Here is a 16944-nt window from a genome sequence, read left to right as displayed (position 1 = left end):
GCTTGAGTAGACTACTTGAGATGTTGCCACTTAACTCGATTGTAGTTTCGTGAGGATATTGAAATGAAGTATATAGTGATACTGATGTCGCTAGTTTTGGGGAGTTGTGTGGGGCAAGAGTTTTCTAGGGTAGAGCGGGTACCTTCGATCACTCTTGATGAAAATATCGTTTATTCAAATGCTGGATTTGAGGGGTACGATCTGGGTTTTAGTAAACCAGAGATAAACGTACCAGCTGTTTCTTCTCTAAATGAAATGCCTCCATACACTTATTCTGAAGAAAGTGGTTGGAGAGGTGGCTGTATCGTATTCGACATGAATTTCATCGCTGAGGCTAACTTAATATTGGACTTAAAAGGGGTTAAAGAGACCTGGACCCCAATAGATGGGGAGCCTAAGAAATTATATATTTTTGAGGTTCGCTAATTAGATTTACTTTACAAGCGGCTAAGTTGTCGAGATCAAGTAGAGCAAGACTGGCAGTCGGTGGTGAACTTGATTGGATTTAAAATAGCAAACGTAGAATAGACTTTGTGAGGGGATATGGATATCTACGAAATGGTCGAGTCAGGAGATCTGACAGTACCTGAGTGTGCGAAAACTCTGGGATTTGACTTGATAAGCTATTCACGTGAAAAAATGGAGATCAAAGCCCGATTTTTTGCCAGTGAGTCATTCTTAAACCCTGCGGGAACAATACAGGGTGGGTTTCTATGTGCAATGCTCGACGACGTAATGGGTCCTGCACTTGTATTTTCACTGAATATTGGTCAGTTTGCTCCGACACTAGAGCTAAAGACTCAATTTGTTCGCCTAGCTAAAGTGGGGCCAGTTGAGGGTGTTGGCAGAGTTGTATCTCGAGGTGGAACTGTCTGCTTTCTGGAAGGAGAGCTTCTTCAAGAGGGGAAACTAATTGCTAGGGCAACCGCTACCGCTTTAATAAAGGGACAAAATTTATAAATCCTTGATGAAGGATGTGATGTTTTCTGAGGTAAAAATGAGTTTTGAACAAGGCATATATAGCTCCCCGGAAAGTGAGCTTTGCCCGGAGGGAAATAAGCGGGTTAGGTTGGGGAGCGTTCTTTCTATATTGGGTACTGCTCTTCAAACCCCGATTATTGTGTTCTTTTATTTGGGGATGTTGAGTTTTTGGGAAACTTCTCAGATCGCCCAATCACTTGATACATCCCCTGAAGTAATGGCAGGCATGATGAGCCAATCCATCTCTAATTTTGTTATAGGAGGTCTATTGTCTGCTCCAGGTTTGTTGATTTCCTGTACTGCTTTGTTTTTATCGTCTTTTCGAGCTAAGTGGTTATTCTGGTATTCTTTAATACTCTCACTGATTTGGATTGGCTCTTTTCCGTTTGGGACATTATTTGGTTTGATATATCTGTTAATAATTTTGATTAAACGAAAATCGTAAATGCAGATTTGATCCATTTTTTATTCTGATTTGTTAAGTAAAGTGAAATAAATGTTAGACACTATTTGGGATTATTTTCAGCAGCGAGAAATCGATGATGCGAGATATCGAGCTCAAAATGCAAAGCAGATGGCTGCTAACCTGGAACTGGAAGTCGGTGATATTCAGGGGCGTATAGATACATTAGTGTTGGCGAATCAGGCTATGTGGGAGCTTCTATCGGAAAAATTAGGGGTAACCGAGGCTGAGCTTATTGAAAAGATGGGGCAGATTGATCTGCGAGATGGTAAGCGCGATGGAAAAATAACAACGGGTAACTTGAAAGAGTGCCCTTCCTGTGGCCATAAGGTGAGAAAGCAAAGGGCAAATTGTTACTGGTGTGGAACAGAGCTGACTTTATCCAGCCCGTTTATGGGCTCACAGCGGACTGATTAATTTCCCATTTGATGGAAGAACTACCAATATGGTTTTTGGCATACTTGGATAGTCACTTGGCATCATCGGATTCTTAGTTGGCGCCTTCTGATCATATACTGATTTCAAGATTAACGCTTGGGAGACAGATAGATGGAAACGGCACTTATTACTGGGGCCTCTGGTGGCATCGGCCTTGAACTGGCCAGGATACATGCATCTAAGGGTGGCAACTTGGTTCTGGTTGCCCGGTCTGAAGGGAAGCTTTCAGCACTCAAACAGCAGCTAGAGAAGGAGTTTGGTATCCAGGCAATGGTTATTGCCGAGGACCTTTCTGACCCCATGTCCGCGCAGAGAATTTTTGAACGAACCCAAAGTGAGGGTGTGGAGATTGGCACTCTAATTAACAATGCGGGTTTTGGTGGTCATGGTCTTTTCCATCAGAGGGATTTGGAAGCTGAGCAGGGTATGATGCAGGTGAATATGGTTTCCCTTACCAATCTCACCCACCTGTATTTAAAGGGGATGGTTGGCCGCAATAGTGGACATATTCTTAATGTTTCATCTACAGCCTCTTTTATTCCCGGCCCTTTACAGGCGGTTTACTACGCAACTAAAGCCTATGTAACTTCATTTAGCCAGGCACTGGCGGAAGAGTTGAAAGGCACAGGTGTAACAGTAACGGCTTTGTGCCCGGGTGCTGTTGCAACAGGGTTTGTGGCGGCTGGTGATCTTCAGGGTGTCGATATTTGGAAAAATGCCCGCTCGGCTGAGTCTGTTGCCAGATGTGGCTATCAGGCAATGGAGCGGGGAGATCTGGTTGCTTTTAATGAGACACGGCTCAAGTTGTTTCTGAATTGGATAATGCCTTTACTGCCCCGTAAAATGGTACTGAAGTTTTCCCGTCAGACGATGGAAAAGTCTTAATTGCAGGCAGGTCCGATAATGATCAAACGTGCAGCGAAATTCCTGGTACCTCCCAGCTGGAAGTTGATATTACACGATATGAATATCGATACAGCGCTGGCTCTTGCTTATGCCGGGTTACCTGCGGACCTGTTACAGCGGGAGGCTGTGACACTCTCTCCGGTGGAATATTTCCGTTTTTGGTGTGGTATTGATCGGGCCTCTAAGGATCGGCCACTACCACTTTTACTGGCGGAGCACCTTTCGGCTGAGTCGTTTGACCCTCCCATATTTGCGAGCCTGTGCAGTGCAAATCTGAATCAAGCTCTACTGCGGATACAGCAATACAAACCATTGATCGGCCCCATGGAATTGCACTTGGATATTACTGATGAGTACACCAAGCTCAATTTAGAGTGCTATGGAAGTGATGGAAATATCCCTGAAGCTTTGGGCCTGAGCGAATTAATTTTCTATATCCGCCTTGCTCGGTTGGGAACCCGGGAGGAAATTCAACCATTGGAATTGGCACTACCGCAGCTGCCTGAAGATCAAACGCCTTATCGGGAGTTTTTTGGTTGTTCAATTAAGCAGTCAGACCGGGTGAGAATTTGTTTTTCAGCGCAAGATGCACAAAAACCATTTCTGACTGCCAATGCCCCTATGTGGGATTTCTTTGAAGGTAAATTGAGTCAACAGCTCAAGGATCTGGATAGCGAAGCCACAATGGGAGAGCGGGTAGGTTCAATATTGATGGAGTTACTACCGGCCGGTGAGAGTTCTGTCGAAGCAGTGTCTGAACGCTTGGCTATCAGTAAAAGGACTTTGCAGCGGAAACTGGGGGAGGAAAATCAATCCTTCCAGACAGTATTGCAGGGAGTTAGATCAAGTTTGGCTGATCACTACCTCGCCAAATCCAGCCTTCACCTGGGTGAGATTTCTTTTATGTTGGGATTCAAAGAACCAAATTCATTTATTCGGGCCTATCGGGGCTGGAAAGGAATGACACCATTGCAATACCGGGACTCTATTCACTGAATAGATCCCTTAGTTAAAAAACCAATGTTTGCATATCACTGTAAATTTTTGTGACCAGTTTGGACCTAGAGGTTTAGTTTTAACATTTAAACAGCGATTAATTGGCTGGCCGGTCAGCAATAATTATTCCATTGTCCGGATTCACTTCCAGAGCCCTCAATTCTCCTCCGTAGACCGCCTGGATTTTCCATCTTCCGCCCACAAATTCGATATGCGTGATGGGATTAAACCCAAGACCATGCAGTTTCGCTTTAATAGTGGATAAGTCCAAGGCAATGACCGAGGGTTCTGCTCCGTAAAGGTCGGGGCTGTCGTAGATGGGGGCGGGTTTATTGGGATCGAGGCCGGGGGGGATTGGGTTAGTGAGATTGCCAACTAAAGCTATGGCGGTAAGAAAAATCATCTACGGCTCCATACTGCTAACAAGCCATAGTATTAGTTTGGACTAGGGGTTATCGCAGTGCCAGCGGGCTGTAGTGATTTAGGTATTTCCTGAGCGCGATTATAGCAGTGGATGGCCCAGCTACAGGGTGTAGCCGGGCCATAAAAATATTAGCGGGTAAGTTTTAGCATAAAGTCGATAACTCGAGTTGAGAGTTTACCATAGGGAGGCCGCAGTAATTTTAATAGATCGATTGGGCCCTGATAGAAGATGGGGCGAAGTTTAGAGAAGGTCAAAAATCCCTCGTAGCCATGGTAGTGGCCCATGCCGCTTTCACCAACGCCGCCAAATGGAATATCGTGCTGACCAACGTGCAGCACACAATTATTTACCGACACGCCTCCAGACATTACTTTATTGATATATAAATCTTGTAAGGTTTTGTCGTGAGTGTAAGGGTAAATCGCCAGGGGCCTGGGGCGAGCATTAATATAATCAATAACTTCCTCTGGCTTGGAGTAAGTGATAATCGGCAATAGAGGTCCAAAAATCTCACGCTGCATTGCCAGCATCTCGCCGTCTACGTTGGTCAGGATATGCGGAGGGAATTTTCGCAGTTTATTGTCCCTATCCAATTTGCCAGCACTTAAATCTATGGCATTAGCACCCTTAGCCTTGGCGTCATCCAGGGTTGCCCAGATTCGCTGGTAAGATGTGTCGTCGATAATAGAAGTGTAATCCTGGCCATCTAAGTCGGGGTAGCGCTTCTGAACATAATGTTTGGCGTGCTCGATAAACTCTTCGAGATGCTCCTCCGGCAAGAAAAGATAATCCACGTTGACACAGATCTGCCCGGCGTTTACCAGCTTCCAGTAAATTAGTTGCTCGGCGGCTTTCTTAACCGGGTAATCCGGGCCAACAATTGCCGGTGATTTACCACCAAGCTCCAATGTGACTGGAGTTAGGTTTTCTGCGGCGGAACGCATTACTGCACGGCCGGTATTACTGGAGCCGGTAAAGATTAAGTGATCGAATTTAAGGCTGGAAAATACCGGGCCTATTTCATCGGCATCGGGAATAAAAACCAGCTTTTCTTCCGGGAAGTATTGTTCACAGACTTTACTGAGTAATTCTGCAAGGTGCTTGGAGTTGGTGGACATCTTGACCATCGCCTGATTGCCTGCGGCGAAAATATTGGTCAGTGGTGAAAAGCTCAAGTTTATTGGGAAGTTCCACGGCACTATGACGCCAATTACCCCCAGAGGTTGTGGGACCACACGATTTTTAGAGAGGGGATAGGATTTAAAATCTGTATGGCGCCCTCTGGGTTTCATCCACTTCTTTAAGCGCTTGATAGTCTCTTTAATGCCGGAGAGCGCTGGGTAGATATCGTAGAGCAGTATCTCTTCCCGGGCTCGATTGCCGTAGTCGTTACTGATCGCCTGGATAATGGGTTCCTGCTGTTCACGCAGGAGCTGGGCAAGGGTTCTAAGATCCTGCACACGTTGCTGATAGCTGGGAGCCGGGTTGGCCAGGTAGGCACTGCGCTGTTTGTCCAGATAGTTTTGCAGTACCGCTTTGTCTGCATCCTGCCGGGTCAGGGTTTGTGTTGTCATTTTATTATCCTGTGGCGTTGATCTCAGAAAGACTAAACGAAATTGAATCGGAGTGATTGACCAATCCGGTAAATTCCTTTGATGATCGGATAACAAATTTTATCCGGGGTATGGCCAAGTTTGTTTTGCCATCGCAATTTATGGCGCGGATTGCATCACTATGTTCAAGCAGAATAGGTTAGGGCCGGCTTTGGCAGCCGGCCCTGGCAGGATAGCTCGGAATGAGGACAGTAATCCTTAATCGTTGTCCGGTTTTTCCGACAAAACTTCCGCAGAGTTGGGGTCTACGTGCAAGTCGTACTTCTGGTCACCCTTGTAGGCCTCAATCTTCCACTTACCCTTGTCCAGATCGACCTCAACAATTGGGGTGTAGCCCTGCTGTTCCAATTTGGTCAATACGGTGGAAAGGGCCATAGCGCCGGGTGGGGGCTTTTCTTTGGCGAGTGCATAGGGTAGTGCTGTTGCGGCGATAAAGGCCAGCAACAACTTGCTGATAAGCTGCATGGTGCTATTACCTCGCTGTCTATTTGCTAAATCGCAGTATCCTATGAATCAAATCTTCCCTTAACCGAGCGATCGGTATTTCCAAACTGTAAAATAAAAATTGATGCGTCTGCGTTTGGTCTCCAGGCACTTACAACGGGTTTTGTGGACTGCCCTCGGTAAGATGCTTCTGGATAGCCTCGCACCACTCCATGCCTCCGGGTTTGAGACCGTTGGTATTGGCTCCGCTGAGCTGGGTGATGGCTGTGAACCACTCCTCACTACCGGTAGTTGGCATACCGGATGGGTATAGTTTCGCCATATCGCCATTTTGCTGGGCAAGCACTTGCTGTTGAACCCAGGTAAACCATTCCGGGGTGCATATAGCTGCAGCTTTCTTTTCCGCTTCCGCTCCATTGCCCTGTGGGGCAATGGGCTCCTTCATGGCGCTGGTAGCCGACTCATCTGCAGGAGGGGTTGCAGGTGACTTGGAGTCCTTCGGGCCCCCACAGCTGCAGAGAACAAAGATCAGTGCTATTAAAGGGCCAAAGCGGTACATAGGACCTCTATAGGTGGCGGTATCAAGCCTAAGCATAGGAGGAAATTGACGACTTTGCCTTATCGCCTTAGGTCATATGTATTTTTATTGACATTGCCATTAAATCAAATGAGAATGTTTCTCGTTTAATCCAAGGGTGATCTACGATAATGTCTACCAGAGCTCTATTTCAAAAAGTGCTGGCTGTAGCCGGCTTGTTGGGTGCTGTGGGTGCCAGTGCGGCCGAGCAGGTAAATATCTACTCCTACCGACAGCCTTTCCTTATAGAGCCGATCTTAAAGGAGTTCACCGAGAAAACCGGTATTGAGGCCAAAGTGGTCTACGCCAGCAAAGGCTTGAACGAGCGTTTGCAAAGGGAAGGGCGCAATAGCCCCGCTGATCTGGTCCTGACTTCCAATACCAGCAGCCTGATGGATCTGCTTAATAAGCAGCTGACCCAACCGGTAAGCAGTGAAATCCTGGAAGACAATATCCCATCACAATTTCGCGATAAGGCCGGCAACTGGTTCGGCCTGACCACCCGGGCGCGCTTGATTTACGCCTCCAAAGACCGCGTTAAGCCCGGTGAAATTACTCGCTACGAAGAGTTGGTAGACCCTAAGTGGAAGGGCCGAATTTGTACTCGTAGCGGTAAGCACCCCTATACCCTGTCCCTGATCGCCTCCATGATCGCCCATAACGGTGAAGTAGAAACCAAAGAGTGGCTGCAAGGTGTGAAAGCAAATCTGGCGCGTAAGCCCCAGGGTAATGACCGCGCTCAGGTTAAAGCTATTAGCGAAGGTGTCTGCGACCTTTCCCTGGGTAACAGCTACTACTTCGGTAAAATGATTACCAATAAGGAGCAGCCGGAGCAGGTGGATTGGGCCAAGTCTGTAAACCTGGTCTTCCCTAACCAGAAAGATCGCGGTACCCATATGTTTATTTCCGGTGCGGCGCTGACCAAGCACGCCCCCAACCGTGAAAATGCCGTTAAGCTGCTGGAATTCCTCAGCGGCGCCGATGCTCAATACTCTTACGCTGAGAAAAACTTTGAGTTCCCGGTACGCCCTGGCACTGCCCGCTCTGAGTTGATTAAGGAGTATATGGGTGAGTTTAAGGAAGACGATCTGAGTCTCACGGAGATCGGTTCCTACGTTCCAGCGGCTTCCCGTATGGTTGATGAAGTACGCTTTGACTTTTAGAATGGTTAACTGAATGGGAATTGCTGCAGAATAAACTGGCAGCACTATCTCAGCCTTATTCGAACGGCCCTGTCGAGAGACCAGGGCCGTTCTTTTATAATGAGCTTTTGATTCCTTAATCCATGCTAAACCGAGCCAACTTATCAGCTTCCCGCTGGCTGCTACTGGTAGCTACTATTTCCCTACTGGTAGCTCTGCCAGTGCTATCCATTTTTTGGTTGGCATTTTTCCCTGAAGAAAATATCTGGCCGCACCTGGTGGACACGGTGTTGTTTCACTATGTGTCCTCCACATTGATTCTGGCTGGCGGTGTCGGTTTGGTAACACTGATAACAGGCGTGGGCAGTGCCTGGCTGGTGAGCATGTGCCAGTTCCCCGGGCGTCGTTTGTTTGAGTGGGGGCTGTTATTGCCGTTTGCTGTTCCCGCCTATGTGATTGCCTACGTTTACACGGACTTGCTGGAATATGCGGGCCCTGTGCAAAAGTCCCTGCGCGCCTGGTTTGGTTGGCAGACAGCCAGGGATTACTGGTTCCCGGAGATCCGCAGTATGGGTGGGGCGATTGCCATGCTGTCACTGGTGCTCTTCCCCTATGTCTATATGCTCGCGCGAGCAGCCTTTATCGAACAGTGCGGCAGTATACGTGCCGCGAGCCGGTCATTGGGCTGTACGCCTTGGCAGAGCTTCTTACGCGTATCCCTGCCAATGGCACGCCCGGCAATTGCGGTGGGTTTATCACTGGTGCTGATGGAAACCCTGAATGATTTCGGCACCGTGGACTTCTTTGCCGTACGCACCTTGAGTGTCGGAATTTACGATACCTGGTTGAGCCACGGCAATTTAGGAGGCGCGGCGCAAATTGCCTGTAGCACCCTGATTTTTGTTGTTCTGTTAATTACGCTGGAGCGAATGGGGCGGGCGAGACAGAAGCACTTTGTACAATCGCCAAATTCCCAGCGTGAACGCTATGATTTGCGCGGCTGGCGATCCGGTGTAGCCCTATTGTTCTGCGGGTTACTGTTGGTGGCCGGTTTTATTATTCCCCTGCTGGTTCTGGGAGGTTACGCACTCAGCAACTTCTCCAGTTATTGGAGCGAAGATTTTATACAGATCGCCAGCAATAGCTTGTTGCTGTCAATTGCAGCGGCACTGGTCTCTGTACTGCTGGGCCTGCTGTTGGCTTACGGTAAGCGACTGCAACCCAAAAGATCCGTACGGGTCTTGGTCGGCTTTTCCAAGCTGGGTTATGCAATGCCCGGGGCAGTACTGGCGATTGGTGTCCTTATTCCCCTGGCCGCTTTTGATAATGCGGTGGATGGTTTTTTACGTGAACACTTTGATATCTCCATAGGGCTGCTGTTAAGCGGCAGTATTTTCGCCATTATTTTTGCCTACACGGTGCGCTTCCTGGCAGTGTCCACAGGGGCCATAGAATCCAGCCTGGAGAAAGTAACCCCTTCAATGGATCGCGCTGCCCGCTCCCTAGGACGCAATAGCTGGCAAACCCTGTGGGCTGTACATCTACCTTTGGTGCGTACAGGTCTACTAACGGGTGGCTTGGTGGTCTTTGTGGATTGTATGAAAGAACTGCCGGCGACTTTGTTACTGCGCCCCTTTGGCTTTGACACCCTGGCGACTTATGTTTATCAGTTCGCTTCCGATGAGATGCTGGAGCGCTCGGCTCTAGGGGCTTTATTGATTGTCCTGGTGGGATTGATACCGGTGATTTTACTAAGCCGTTCCATTGGTTGGCGCAGAGGTGAGGAGCGCACAGCCGTGGCGGACTCAGAAGCGCCCGCCCTGTCCTGATAGCTTTTATCGGGCCTGGTCAAACACCAGAGCAGAGGAAAGGTGCAGGGGAAGTTTATCACCGGGAGCCGCTTGAACATCTGCATTCAAAGCGGCCTCGACAGTTTCCCCTGCAGCTAACTGAAAGCGATAGCTCACCTGGTTGCCGAGAAAATTCTTTTCCACAACCTGAGCCATCACAGCACCGGGATGTTCGCCTGCGGCAATATCCTCACTGCGCACAAACAGTTCGAGCTGATCTCCACTTTCGTATGCAGCTGTCGGCACCTTCACTTCCCCCAGAGGGGTACTGATCAGGCCATTGCCCACAACAGTACCGGAAATGATATTCCCTTCACTAACAATCCTTGCAACTGCCAAGTTTCTAGGTGTTTGATAAGTGTCTTGAGGGCTGTCCCACTGCTGTAATTGTCCCTGGCTGAGTACTCCCAGCTTATCTCCGGCAATAAATGCCTCATGGCGGTCGTGGGTAACAATAATTGCAGGGATCTTCTCTTCGCGCAGTATATGGCGGACTTCGGCGGCGAGACTGCGGCGCAACTCGGTATCCAGGTTGGAGAAGGGTTCATCCAGGAGTAACAGCTTGGGACGTGGTGCCAGTGCCCGAGCCAGAGCGACACGCTGCTGCTGACCGCCAGAGAGCTGATGTGGGTACTGTTGCCCAAAGCCTTCCAGACGCACTAACTTTAGCAAAGACTGGGTGCGGGATTGCCGCTTGCTTTTCGGCATTGACTGGATACCGAAGGCAATATTCTGTTCAACGGTAAGGTGTGGGAAGAGGGCGTAGTCCTGAAATACCACCCCAATATTCCGTTGCTCTGCGGGAATCTGTAATTCAGGAGAAGAGATTACTTCTCCAGATAGCTGAATATTCCCCTCAGCGATTGGCTGGAAGCCGGCAATGGCATGTAGCAGAGTTGTCTTACCGCAGCCGCTAGGGCCCAACAAACAGGCAATTTCTCCCGCTTGTAAAGCAAAGGAGACCGATTCGATAACTACCTGCTCACCGTAGCGGCACTGCAGGTCTTCAATAGTGAGTATGGGATGCACGGGTTTTCCAATAGTTTGCATTCTCGACACTTCAAGCAATTTTCAGAGGCAAAGCTGAAGATGGGATCCATAAACAGATAACACAAAGCGTAGAGTCGCCAGAAACTAAATTTAATAGTGTGGTGAAGCAAGATATAATCAAATAAAGTTTTCGTAAATATATCTAGGGTTAACCAGAACTAACAGCCATTATACATATATTGAATATAACTTTGATAGTTCTTTATCTAAGGCAATACACCATAAATGTGGTCTGATTTAGCGAAGCTATTACAGGCGGAAATCGAGTAATCTGATAAGCTGTTAGCGCCTGCCATTTGAGCAGTTAGGAAATAAATGTTCGTACCCGCACTTATTTTGATAGGTGATTACCTTGGCTTAAGATGAGGGGGAAGTTTTGAACACACTGATTTTTACATTGTTTTCTTATCGATTTCAGCGAGGATAAAGAGAGACAGTTCCAATTAATAATACTCTAAGTGCCGACCATTCGGCACTTAGAGATTTGAATGACCCTATTGATTTAGGTTTATTCCGGCATAGTACATAGAGTCTAAAAATGGGGTTATATCTACGCCATTAAGGCTGACACTCATAGCTTCCAGTCCGACGTGAGCCAATTCAGTATTTGTACGATTGATCACGCTAACTACTACTTCTTTAAGAGCTTCTTTCATTAGTTTATCGACATTCGTAGAGTGCAAAACTCCCATTCCTTCATTTTCTCTGCTGACTTCATTGAATAACTCGTTTGCCAATATAACTCGGCCTTCTTTGTCAGACAGAGTCAAAACTATTGAAACATGTCTTCTGCTTGTTACTGTCACTAGTCCAGTTTCATTTTCAAACTCAAAATTTAATATTTTACCTTTTAAAGAATAGGAGGGAGAGGTTGACTCCTCACCTTTAAAGGCGTCAACACCCACCATTTTAAAATCTTTAATAAAAACATCTTGCAGTATCTGAGCAACTGGCTGGTACGAAACGCCTTCATACTTTAGGCCAAATTTCCAAGCGCCTTGCTTGCCTATAAAGCTCTTTGATTTTTCATCATTTTCATCAATCCAAGAGCGTGAATCCTCAAATTGATAAACAGCTAATCTTGTGCCAGAGATACCGTTGTGTTCTAGGTTAACACCTGGCTCGTATGTGGCTACCAGAGCTCTAGTACATCCGCCCAGCATAATAATTGCTAAAAAAATTGATGTGATTTTTAGTTTCATTTTAAACCCTAATAATATATTTTGTTTAATGTTATAACATTTATCTTGTGACTAACTTGACGCGCTTTAGCCCCCATCATTATTTTGTTGTACTTTTAAACTCCCCGTGTTGGGGAGGGTATATGCAAAACTTGTACTTTGGTGACAGTTTTTAAAATGGCCATAGCATTGCGGCAATAAGTTACAAATGACGCGAGCTCGCGGATTCTAAAGACTTTCTCCTCAAACTTCTATGTTTCCACATATTAAGAGTGGAAAATTCATGCCCCATAAGTCAAATAACAAATTGCTCAGATATTTTTCTGTTGCTAAATATGGTAGGCGTTTAGAAAGCTGGTCTATAACGCTTGCACAAGCGTCCCACTTCCTCGCAGATATGATCAGCACGGTGCTAGTTCAAAATGAGAGGGGTAGTTGAGTACTGGAATTTGATGTGGCTTTACAGTCTCCCTAAAGCTTTACTGCGCTATTAACGATTTACATTTGAATGATTGAAAAAATTTTCTAATTAAGCATTATTTTTCATGGTGAATATTGCCGAAAGCAAAGGTGTATACTTGGTGCAGAGATGGCCCTCGCATAAGTTGGTCTCGCCCACAAAAAGTAGACACTTTGACTATACGCATTTGCGCTCATACTTTGCTGGACTTGCGTAGCTTAATGTAGATTATCTACGAACACTAAGATAGAAAATCTCAATGCATTCAAACATCTCGGATTTTGCTTGCTTTTGGCATTAACTAGATACCGATGGCAATATTCTGTTCAACGGTAAGGTGTGAGAAGAGGGCGTAGTCCTGAAATACCACCCCAATTTTACGTTGTTCTGCGGGAATCTGTTTCTCACGAGAGGAAATCACTTCTCCAGATAGCTGAATATTCCCCTCAGCGATTGGCTGGAAGCCGGCAATGGCATGTAGCAGAGTTGTCTTACCGCAGCCGCTAGGGCCCAACAAACAGGCAATTTCTCCCGCTTGTAAAGCAAAGGAAACCGATTCGATAACTACCTGCTCACCGTAGCGGCATTGCAGGTTTTCTATAGAGAGTATAGGGAGCACAGGTCTTCCGGTAGTTTGGCCTGTAAACGATTAGGGCAGCTTTCGGGTTCATAGTTATCACTACACTAACCGGTAGCCAGTCCAGAGTGAAGTATACTTTTAGCTGTGCAGTAGTGTTGGATGTTTTTTAGGCGAGTGAATTATCTAAACACTCGCCATCAACCTCGTATACTAAGGTATCCATTCTCGTGGATATTGAAATCTCGCCTGTTCCAGATTCACAGTGCTCAGCTGAATAGTAACGATATTTGATTTTAAGATAAGCCGGCCCAACTCCGATTATACCATCAGCCCCTGCATTTGGTGCATGTATCGGACTATGAGTGATCTCGAGAGAAGATAACAATACATTTCTTACATTGAATTTTTCAGGGAGGGATATCTTCACGGGTCGATTATCAATACTGAGGTCGATATAACTAACGGAATTATCATCTGGCGTGAGGGAAATTTGCAGCGAAAATTCTTTGAAGGGGCTAATTAAATTTCCGCTTACTCTTGTGTTTAGAATCTCGGCATAGAGATCTTGAGCTGTATACGCTATAGCAGGCGAAATGGCAAAAATTAATACAGGTAGGTACTTTATCAAGTGAACTGCCTAGCGCTTGCTAACAAAGATATGCACTAGTGCGTTGCTTTACTACCAAGCATTTTTGTCATTCTTGGAACCTCCTCCCAGCAATCGCCGAAAAAGCCCGGAGAAAATATCTGCAACGATATCCTCTTTGTTGATAATATCTTTTTCTCTTAGGTTCTCGGCCTTTCTGTCTAGTTGTGTAGCCATAGAATATTTATTGCGGGCCCTAGCTTCCTCTGCTTGAGCTTCAAGTTCGTTAGCTTTCGCGTTTCTTTCATATATGTTTGGGGTTGAGGCACACCCGGAAATAAATAAAACGGACAGTATGAAAAATAAACTCCTCATGTTCGGTAAAATAAATTCGAGTTTCATAAAATTATAACTGGTAGGTGTTGGCCTGTATAGGATTACCAGCAATATACCATAGTAGCGAGCTAAATGCTGGGCTCCATATAATTGTAGCCCTCAAGATGAGAACACCAGAACTCTACACTTTTTTATAGGGTTATCTAATTCTAGATGCCTGATCCAGGGTGCATATAGATACTTGTTTAGATTTATTCCAAGCTGGGAGTAGACAAGGGCCCGAGTAAAGAATCCTAATATGTAAATAGCCAGTAATATTAAGAATGAAATCAATATCTGTTTCATAGAAATACACTGATCCTATTTTCAACACTTAAAGTATGCGACACCACAACAAAAGTAGAGGCAATCTCACCACAGCTGCTGTAAAGTCTCAGTACTGCTAGCGCGCGATCTACACGCAGGCATATCAGAAATGTCAGGCTACGCAGCGTGCGTGTAATTTTAGGTGCTATGATGATTTATTTATGTCACTCTTCAATACAAGCACCGCTAGATATATCAAAGAAAGCGGTGGGATAAATGAGGTTAGAAAACCTAAAATAGAGCCGATAATAGGTGTGCTTGTCTTTCTCGTGCATAGATAAATTGAAAGAGCGGTGGCTAGGGGAATCCATACCATAAAAAATGTTCCCAAAACACTGATGTTTATATTCATTTTCTTCCTTAAGAATTCACAATCTTCATTTTATATTAAATATACATTAATTCTCACAAGTGTTCATGACTTTTAGAGGGTTTGATTCTATTCGTTCCAGTTTGTCTTCCCGTTGCAAGCATTGAAGTTTAAATCGATAACAAAGTTGCACTTAATTTGTATTAAACTAAGTGTCAATATGTTGACGGTTACTAGTAAATACACTTACATATAAAATGACGCCTATGAATATATAGAAATTTGGAGTCAGTAGTTTTTTAACTCTTGGTTGGTACACGGTTTGAGGTATTTCTTACATAGAACGCGATCGTTCCTGAATAAACATCTATTATTATGTGGGCAATGATTGCAACCACAATACTCTCAAAGTACAGATATACACCGCAAAAGACGACGCCAATGATAGCAGTTCTGAGAACATGTCTCCAGCCAAGATAGCAATGCCATAGCCCAAAAATCACACTGCTGCCTAAAATGGCAACTATCCAATTGGTTTGCTGCTCAAGAAAGCTGTACAAATACCAGCGGAATATCAGCTCCTCACATACCCCGGCAGTAACCGAAACCAGGAAAGTGAATAGTAAAAGCTCTTTCCGTGATTTTGGCAGTAGATCGACAAGAGCATTGCTGCCATTTTGTAGTTGACCTAGAACCTGTTGTCTAATATGTTCGTTGTTGTTTATGGAGGAGATTAAATATACAAAATATGCAAGGAATGCGATGAAAATAGAAATGGCAAAATAAAGCTTCCAAGTAGAGACAGGGAGACCGTCTGGAGCTTGAATGCTTAATTTGCCTCCAAAAAAGGAATAGCACAAGAAGCCTGTGATGGCCCACAATATCACTGCCGTCTTTACATATTCTTGACTTTTACTTTTAAATCTATATTTCTCTAAGAGTAAATCTGCTAAAGGAAATACCAATATTATAGATAGTAACGCTACTTCTGATGTCTGCATACTAATCATCCTAATTCAACAGTAATAGTTTAGAGTTTATATTACAGAAAGAGTCCAGGTAATTTCCCCCTAGACTACAATTGTTATATTTGTCTGCCTCTAATATTGGAAATCCTTTCTGTTAATAAATAAAGGTCCATTATCGGTGGCTACTTGTGGCCTTGGTTGCCGCAGCTTGTTACAACACCGAGTTGTAGAGAGTTCTAACAAGTACGAACGTAATAAGCTGTCTATAGACATAAATCGTGTATCTATGTGGACCACGAACCAGAGTATGTAGGCTATCTTAAAGAGCCTCGAAAGATCAATATCGGCAAGGATAACAACAGCAACTTCGTTGATATTTATGTGAGGCCGGAAGAATATTTCCTAAGTGGTACTGTAGATGAGGGTGGTATTATCGGCTCATTAAAAAACTAAGACCTCTTTACCTGAAAAGTGTACTAATTGAATCTATAGGGATATTTGAAGTAGAGTTTATCTGTGTGTAGACAAGGGTGGTTAGTTTATTACTACTTACAGCCCATTCTAAGTAAGAAGACTCACCGAATTCCCAGGGCACCTCAGCCAAACTAGATGCAACTAAAACCATTCGCCTTGGTCGGATATCAAACCGGAGCCATCGGTGTTTAGATTAGAAAATCATAAAGGTATTTGTAAGCTAATAACTTTGATAAATTAGCGCTTCGATATCAGTATAATGCCAAAGGACCACCTCTAGCGGATGGTTAAATTGATACACAACCATATAAGACCGATCCAAATACCCAAAAAAAGGAGGTTGACCATAAAATGAAACTAAAAGATTAACAAGTAACAATGGTCAGTTGTTAGTCGATTTTTGCTATAAGCTCATTGACTTTAGATAGACTAACTACGGCGCAGTCACTGAGTATTGCAATGCTCTCACACATACCATCAGGGAAACAGTGGCCAGTTTCTTGCCATAAACAGATTTCATAGCTCTCCTTTGTTATGGATAGAGTTGCCTTTCTTTCCTTACGTTTTCTTTCGATACAGAATGAATAGTGTTTTCTGTGGCTGTTAGCTTTTACAATTAATTTTCCGGTGGAGTTAGATGAGTCACATTCGAATAAATTATATTGCCCTGAATTTAGTTTTTTATGTAACTCTATAGAGATAATTTCCTCAGCTAAAAACGGCCAGTCTGACCATGCAAAATTTACAAGAAATAAGTTACTTAATGCGATCAATCTATACACTATTTTCAACTACCGTA

At 45.0% G+C, this 16944-nt stretch carries 20 protein-coding genes; 8 read left to right on the top strand and 12 right to left on the bottom strand.

The window, feature by feature from the left end:
• The first annotated feature begins 63 nt into the window (after positions 1 to 63).
• Both ACJJIN_RS12305 and ACJJIN_RS12300 read left to right on the top strand, forming a co-directional pair.
• A complete protein-coding gene (locus ACJJIN_RS12305) occupies positions 64 to 426 on the top strand; it encodes a hypothetical protein (RefSeq protein ID WP_444894875.1) in 363 nt (120 codons plus the stop codon).
• A gap of 117 nt (positions 427 to 543) precedes the next feature.
• A complete protein-coding gene (locus ACJJIN_RS12300; RefSeq protein ID WP_444894874.1) occupies positions 544 to 960 on the top strand; it encodes a PaaI family thioesterase in 417 nt (138 codons plus the stop codon).
• Between the two features lie 201 nt (positions 961 to 1161).
• Here ACJJIN_RS12300 and ACJJIN_RS12295 read toward each other — a convergent pair whose 3' ends face one another.
• A complete protein-coding gene (locus tag ACJJIN_RS12295; protein ID WP_444894873.1) occupies positions 1162 to 1443 on the bottom strand; it encodes a hypothetical protein in 282 nt (93 codons plus the stop codon).
• 34 nt (positions 1444 to 1477) lie between these two features.
• Here ACJJIN_RS12295 and ACJJIN_RS12290 point away from each other — a divergent pair, with 34 nt between their 5' ends.
• The 3 genes from ACJJIN_RS12290 to ACJJIN_RS12280 all read left to right on the top strand — a co-directional run bounded on the left by ACJJIN_RS12290 (position 1478) and on the right by ACJJIN_RS12280 (position 3784).
• A complete protein-coding gene (locus ACJJIN_RS12290; RefSeq protein ID WP_444894872.1) occupies positions 1478 to 1861 on the top strand; it encodes a zinc ribbon domain-containing protein in 384 nt (127 codons plus the stop codon).
• Positions 1862 to 1993: 132 nt separating this feature from the next.
• Positions 1994 to 2767: an SDR family NAD(P)-dependent oxidoreductase gene (locus ACJJIN_RS12285; protein WP_444894871.1), complete on the top strand. Its 774-nt coding sequence runs from the start codon at positions 1994 to 1996 to the stop codon at positions 2765 to 2767.
• Positions 2768 to 2785: 18 nt separating this feature from the next.
• A complete protein-coding gene (locus ACJJIN_RS12280) occupies positions 2786 to 3784 on the top strand; it encodes an AraC family transcriptional regulator (RefSeq protein WP_444894870.1) in 999 nt (332 codons plus the stop codon).
• A 97-nt stretch (positions 3785 to 3881) separates the two neighbouring features.
• Here the strand turns inward: ACJJIN_RS12280 and ACJJIN_RS12275 are convergent, their stop codons facing one another.
• The 4 genes from ACJJIN_RS12275 to ACJJIN_RS12260 all read right to left on the bottom strand — a co-directional run bounded on the left by ACJJIN_RS12275 (position 3882) and on the right by ACJJIN_RS12260 (position 6824).
• Complete coding sequence (locus tag ACJJIN_RS12275; RefSeq protein WP_413664728.1) at positions 3882 to 4187, bottom strand: hypothetical protein; 306 nt, start codon at positions 4185 to 4187, stop codon at positions 3882 to 3884.
• 149 nt (positions 4188 to 4336) lie between these two features.
• Positions 4337 to 5782, bottom strand: coding sequence for a coniferyl aldehyde dehydrogenase (locus tag ACJJIN_RS12270; protein WP_444894869.1), 1446 nt, complete (start codon positions 5780 to 5782; stop codon positions 4337 to 4339).
• 237 nt (positions 5783 to 6019) lie between these two features.
• Positions 6020 to 6286, bottom strand: a complete 267-nt coding sequence (locus ACJJIN_RS12265) for a PepSY domain-containing protein (protein WP_444894868.1) — start codon at positions 6284 to 6286, stop codon at positions 6020 to 6022.
• A gap of 130 nt (positions 6287 to 6416) precedes the next feature.
• Positions 6417 to 6824 carry a hypothetical protein gene (locus ACJJIN_RS12260; protein ID WP_444894867.1) on the bottom strand — a complete coding sequence of 136 codons (408 nt, stop codon included), beginning with the start codon at positions 6822 to 6824 and terminating at the stop codon, positions 6417 to 6419.
• 149 nt (positions 6825 to 6973) lie between these two features.
• On the opposite strand from ACJJIN_RS12260, the gene ACJJIN_RS12255 reads away from it, so the two are divergent.
• Positions 6974 to 8005, top strand: coding sequence for a Fe(3+) ABC transporter substrate-binding protein (locus ACJJIN_RS12255; protein WP_444894866.1), 1032 nt, complete (start codon positions 6974 to 6976; stop codon positions 8003 to 8005).
• A gap of 122 nt (positions 8006 to 8127) precedes the next feature.
• Entirely contained in the window at positions 8128 to 9813 is a 1686-nt protein-coding gene (locus ACJJIN_RS12250) for an ABC transporter permease (protein ID WP_444894865.1), read from the top strand.
• 6 nt (positions 9814 to 9819) lie between these two features.
• On the opposite strand, the gene ACJJIN_RS12245 is transcribed toward ACJJIN_RS12250, so the two are convergent.
• The 6 genes from ACJJIN_RS12245 to ACJJIN_RS12220 all read right to left on the bottom strand — a co-directional run bounded on the left by ACJJIN_RS12245 (position 9820) and on the right by ACJJIN_RS12220 (position 15704).
• The gene (locus ACJJIN_RS12245) at positions 9820 to 10884 is read right to left on the bottom strand and encodes an ABC transporter ATP-binding protein (RefSeq protein ID WP_444894864.1); all 1065 of its coding nucleotides are present in this window, start codon (positions 10882 to 10884) and stop codon (positions 9820 to 9822) included.
• A gap of 494 nt (positions 10885 to 11378) precedes the next feature.
• Positions 11379 to 12086 (bottom strand): hypothetical protein, encoded by a 708-nt coding sequence (locus ACJJIN_RS12240; protein ID WP_444894863.1) that lies wholly within the window; start codon positions 12084 to 12086, stop codon positions 11379 to 11381.
• Between the two features lie 740 nt (positions 12087 to 12826).
• Complete coding sequence (locus ACJJIN_RS12235; protein ID WP_444894862.1) at positions 12827 to 13144, bottom strand: ATP-binding cassette domain-containing protein; 318 nt, start codon at positions 13142 to 13144, stop codon at positions 12827 to 12829.
• A gap of 127 nt (positions 13145 to 13271) precedes the next feature.
• Positions 13272 to 13733 (bottom strand): hypothetical protein, encoded by a 462-nt coding sequence (locus ACJJIN_RS12230; protein ID WP_444894861.1) that lies wholly within the window; start codon positions 13731 to 13733, stop codon positions 13272 to 13274.
• Between the two features lie 51 nt (positions 13734 to 13784).
• Positions 13785 to 14093 (bottom strand): outer membrane protein assembly factor BamD, encoded by a 309-nt coding sequence (locus ACJJIN_RS12225; RefSeq protein ID WP_444894860.1) that lies wholly within the window; start codon positions 14091 to 14093, stop codon positions 13785 to 13787.
• A gap of 909 nt (positions 14094 to 15002) precedes the next feature.
• Positions 15003 to 15704, bottom strand: coding sequence for a CPBP family intramembrane glutamic endopeptidase (locus tag ACJJIN_RS12220; protein WP_444894859.1), 702 nt, complete (start codon positions 15702 to 15704; stop codon positions 15003 to 15005).
• Between the two features lie 255 nt (positions 15705 to 15959).
• Here ACJJIN_RS12220 and ACJJIN_RS12215 point away from each other — a divergent pair, with 255 nt between their 5' ends.
• Positions 15960 to 16124 carry a hypothetical protein gene (locus tag ACJJIN_RS12215; RefSeq protein ID WP_444894858.1) on the top strand — a complete coding sequence of 55 codons (165 nt, stop codon included), beginning with the start codon at positions 15960 to 15962 and terminating at the stop codon, positions 16122 to 16124.
• Positions 16125 to 16534: 410 nt separating this feature from the next.
• Here ACJJIN_RS12215 and ACJJIN_RS12210 read toward each other — a convergent pair whose 3' ends face one another.
• On the bottom strand, positions 16535 to 16918 hold the full coding sequence (locus ACJJIN_RS12210) for a hypothetical protein (protein WP_444894857.1): 384 nt from the start codon (positions 16916 to 16918) through the stop codon (positions 16535 to 16537).
• Positions 16919 to 16944: the final 26 nt, after the last annotated feature.

Source organism: Microbulbifer maximicatervae (SeqCode) (genome assembly GCF_052467505.1).
The sequence above is the reverse complement of the archived record's forward strand: the minus strand, read 5'-3'. Positions and strand labels throughout refer to the sequence as shown.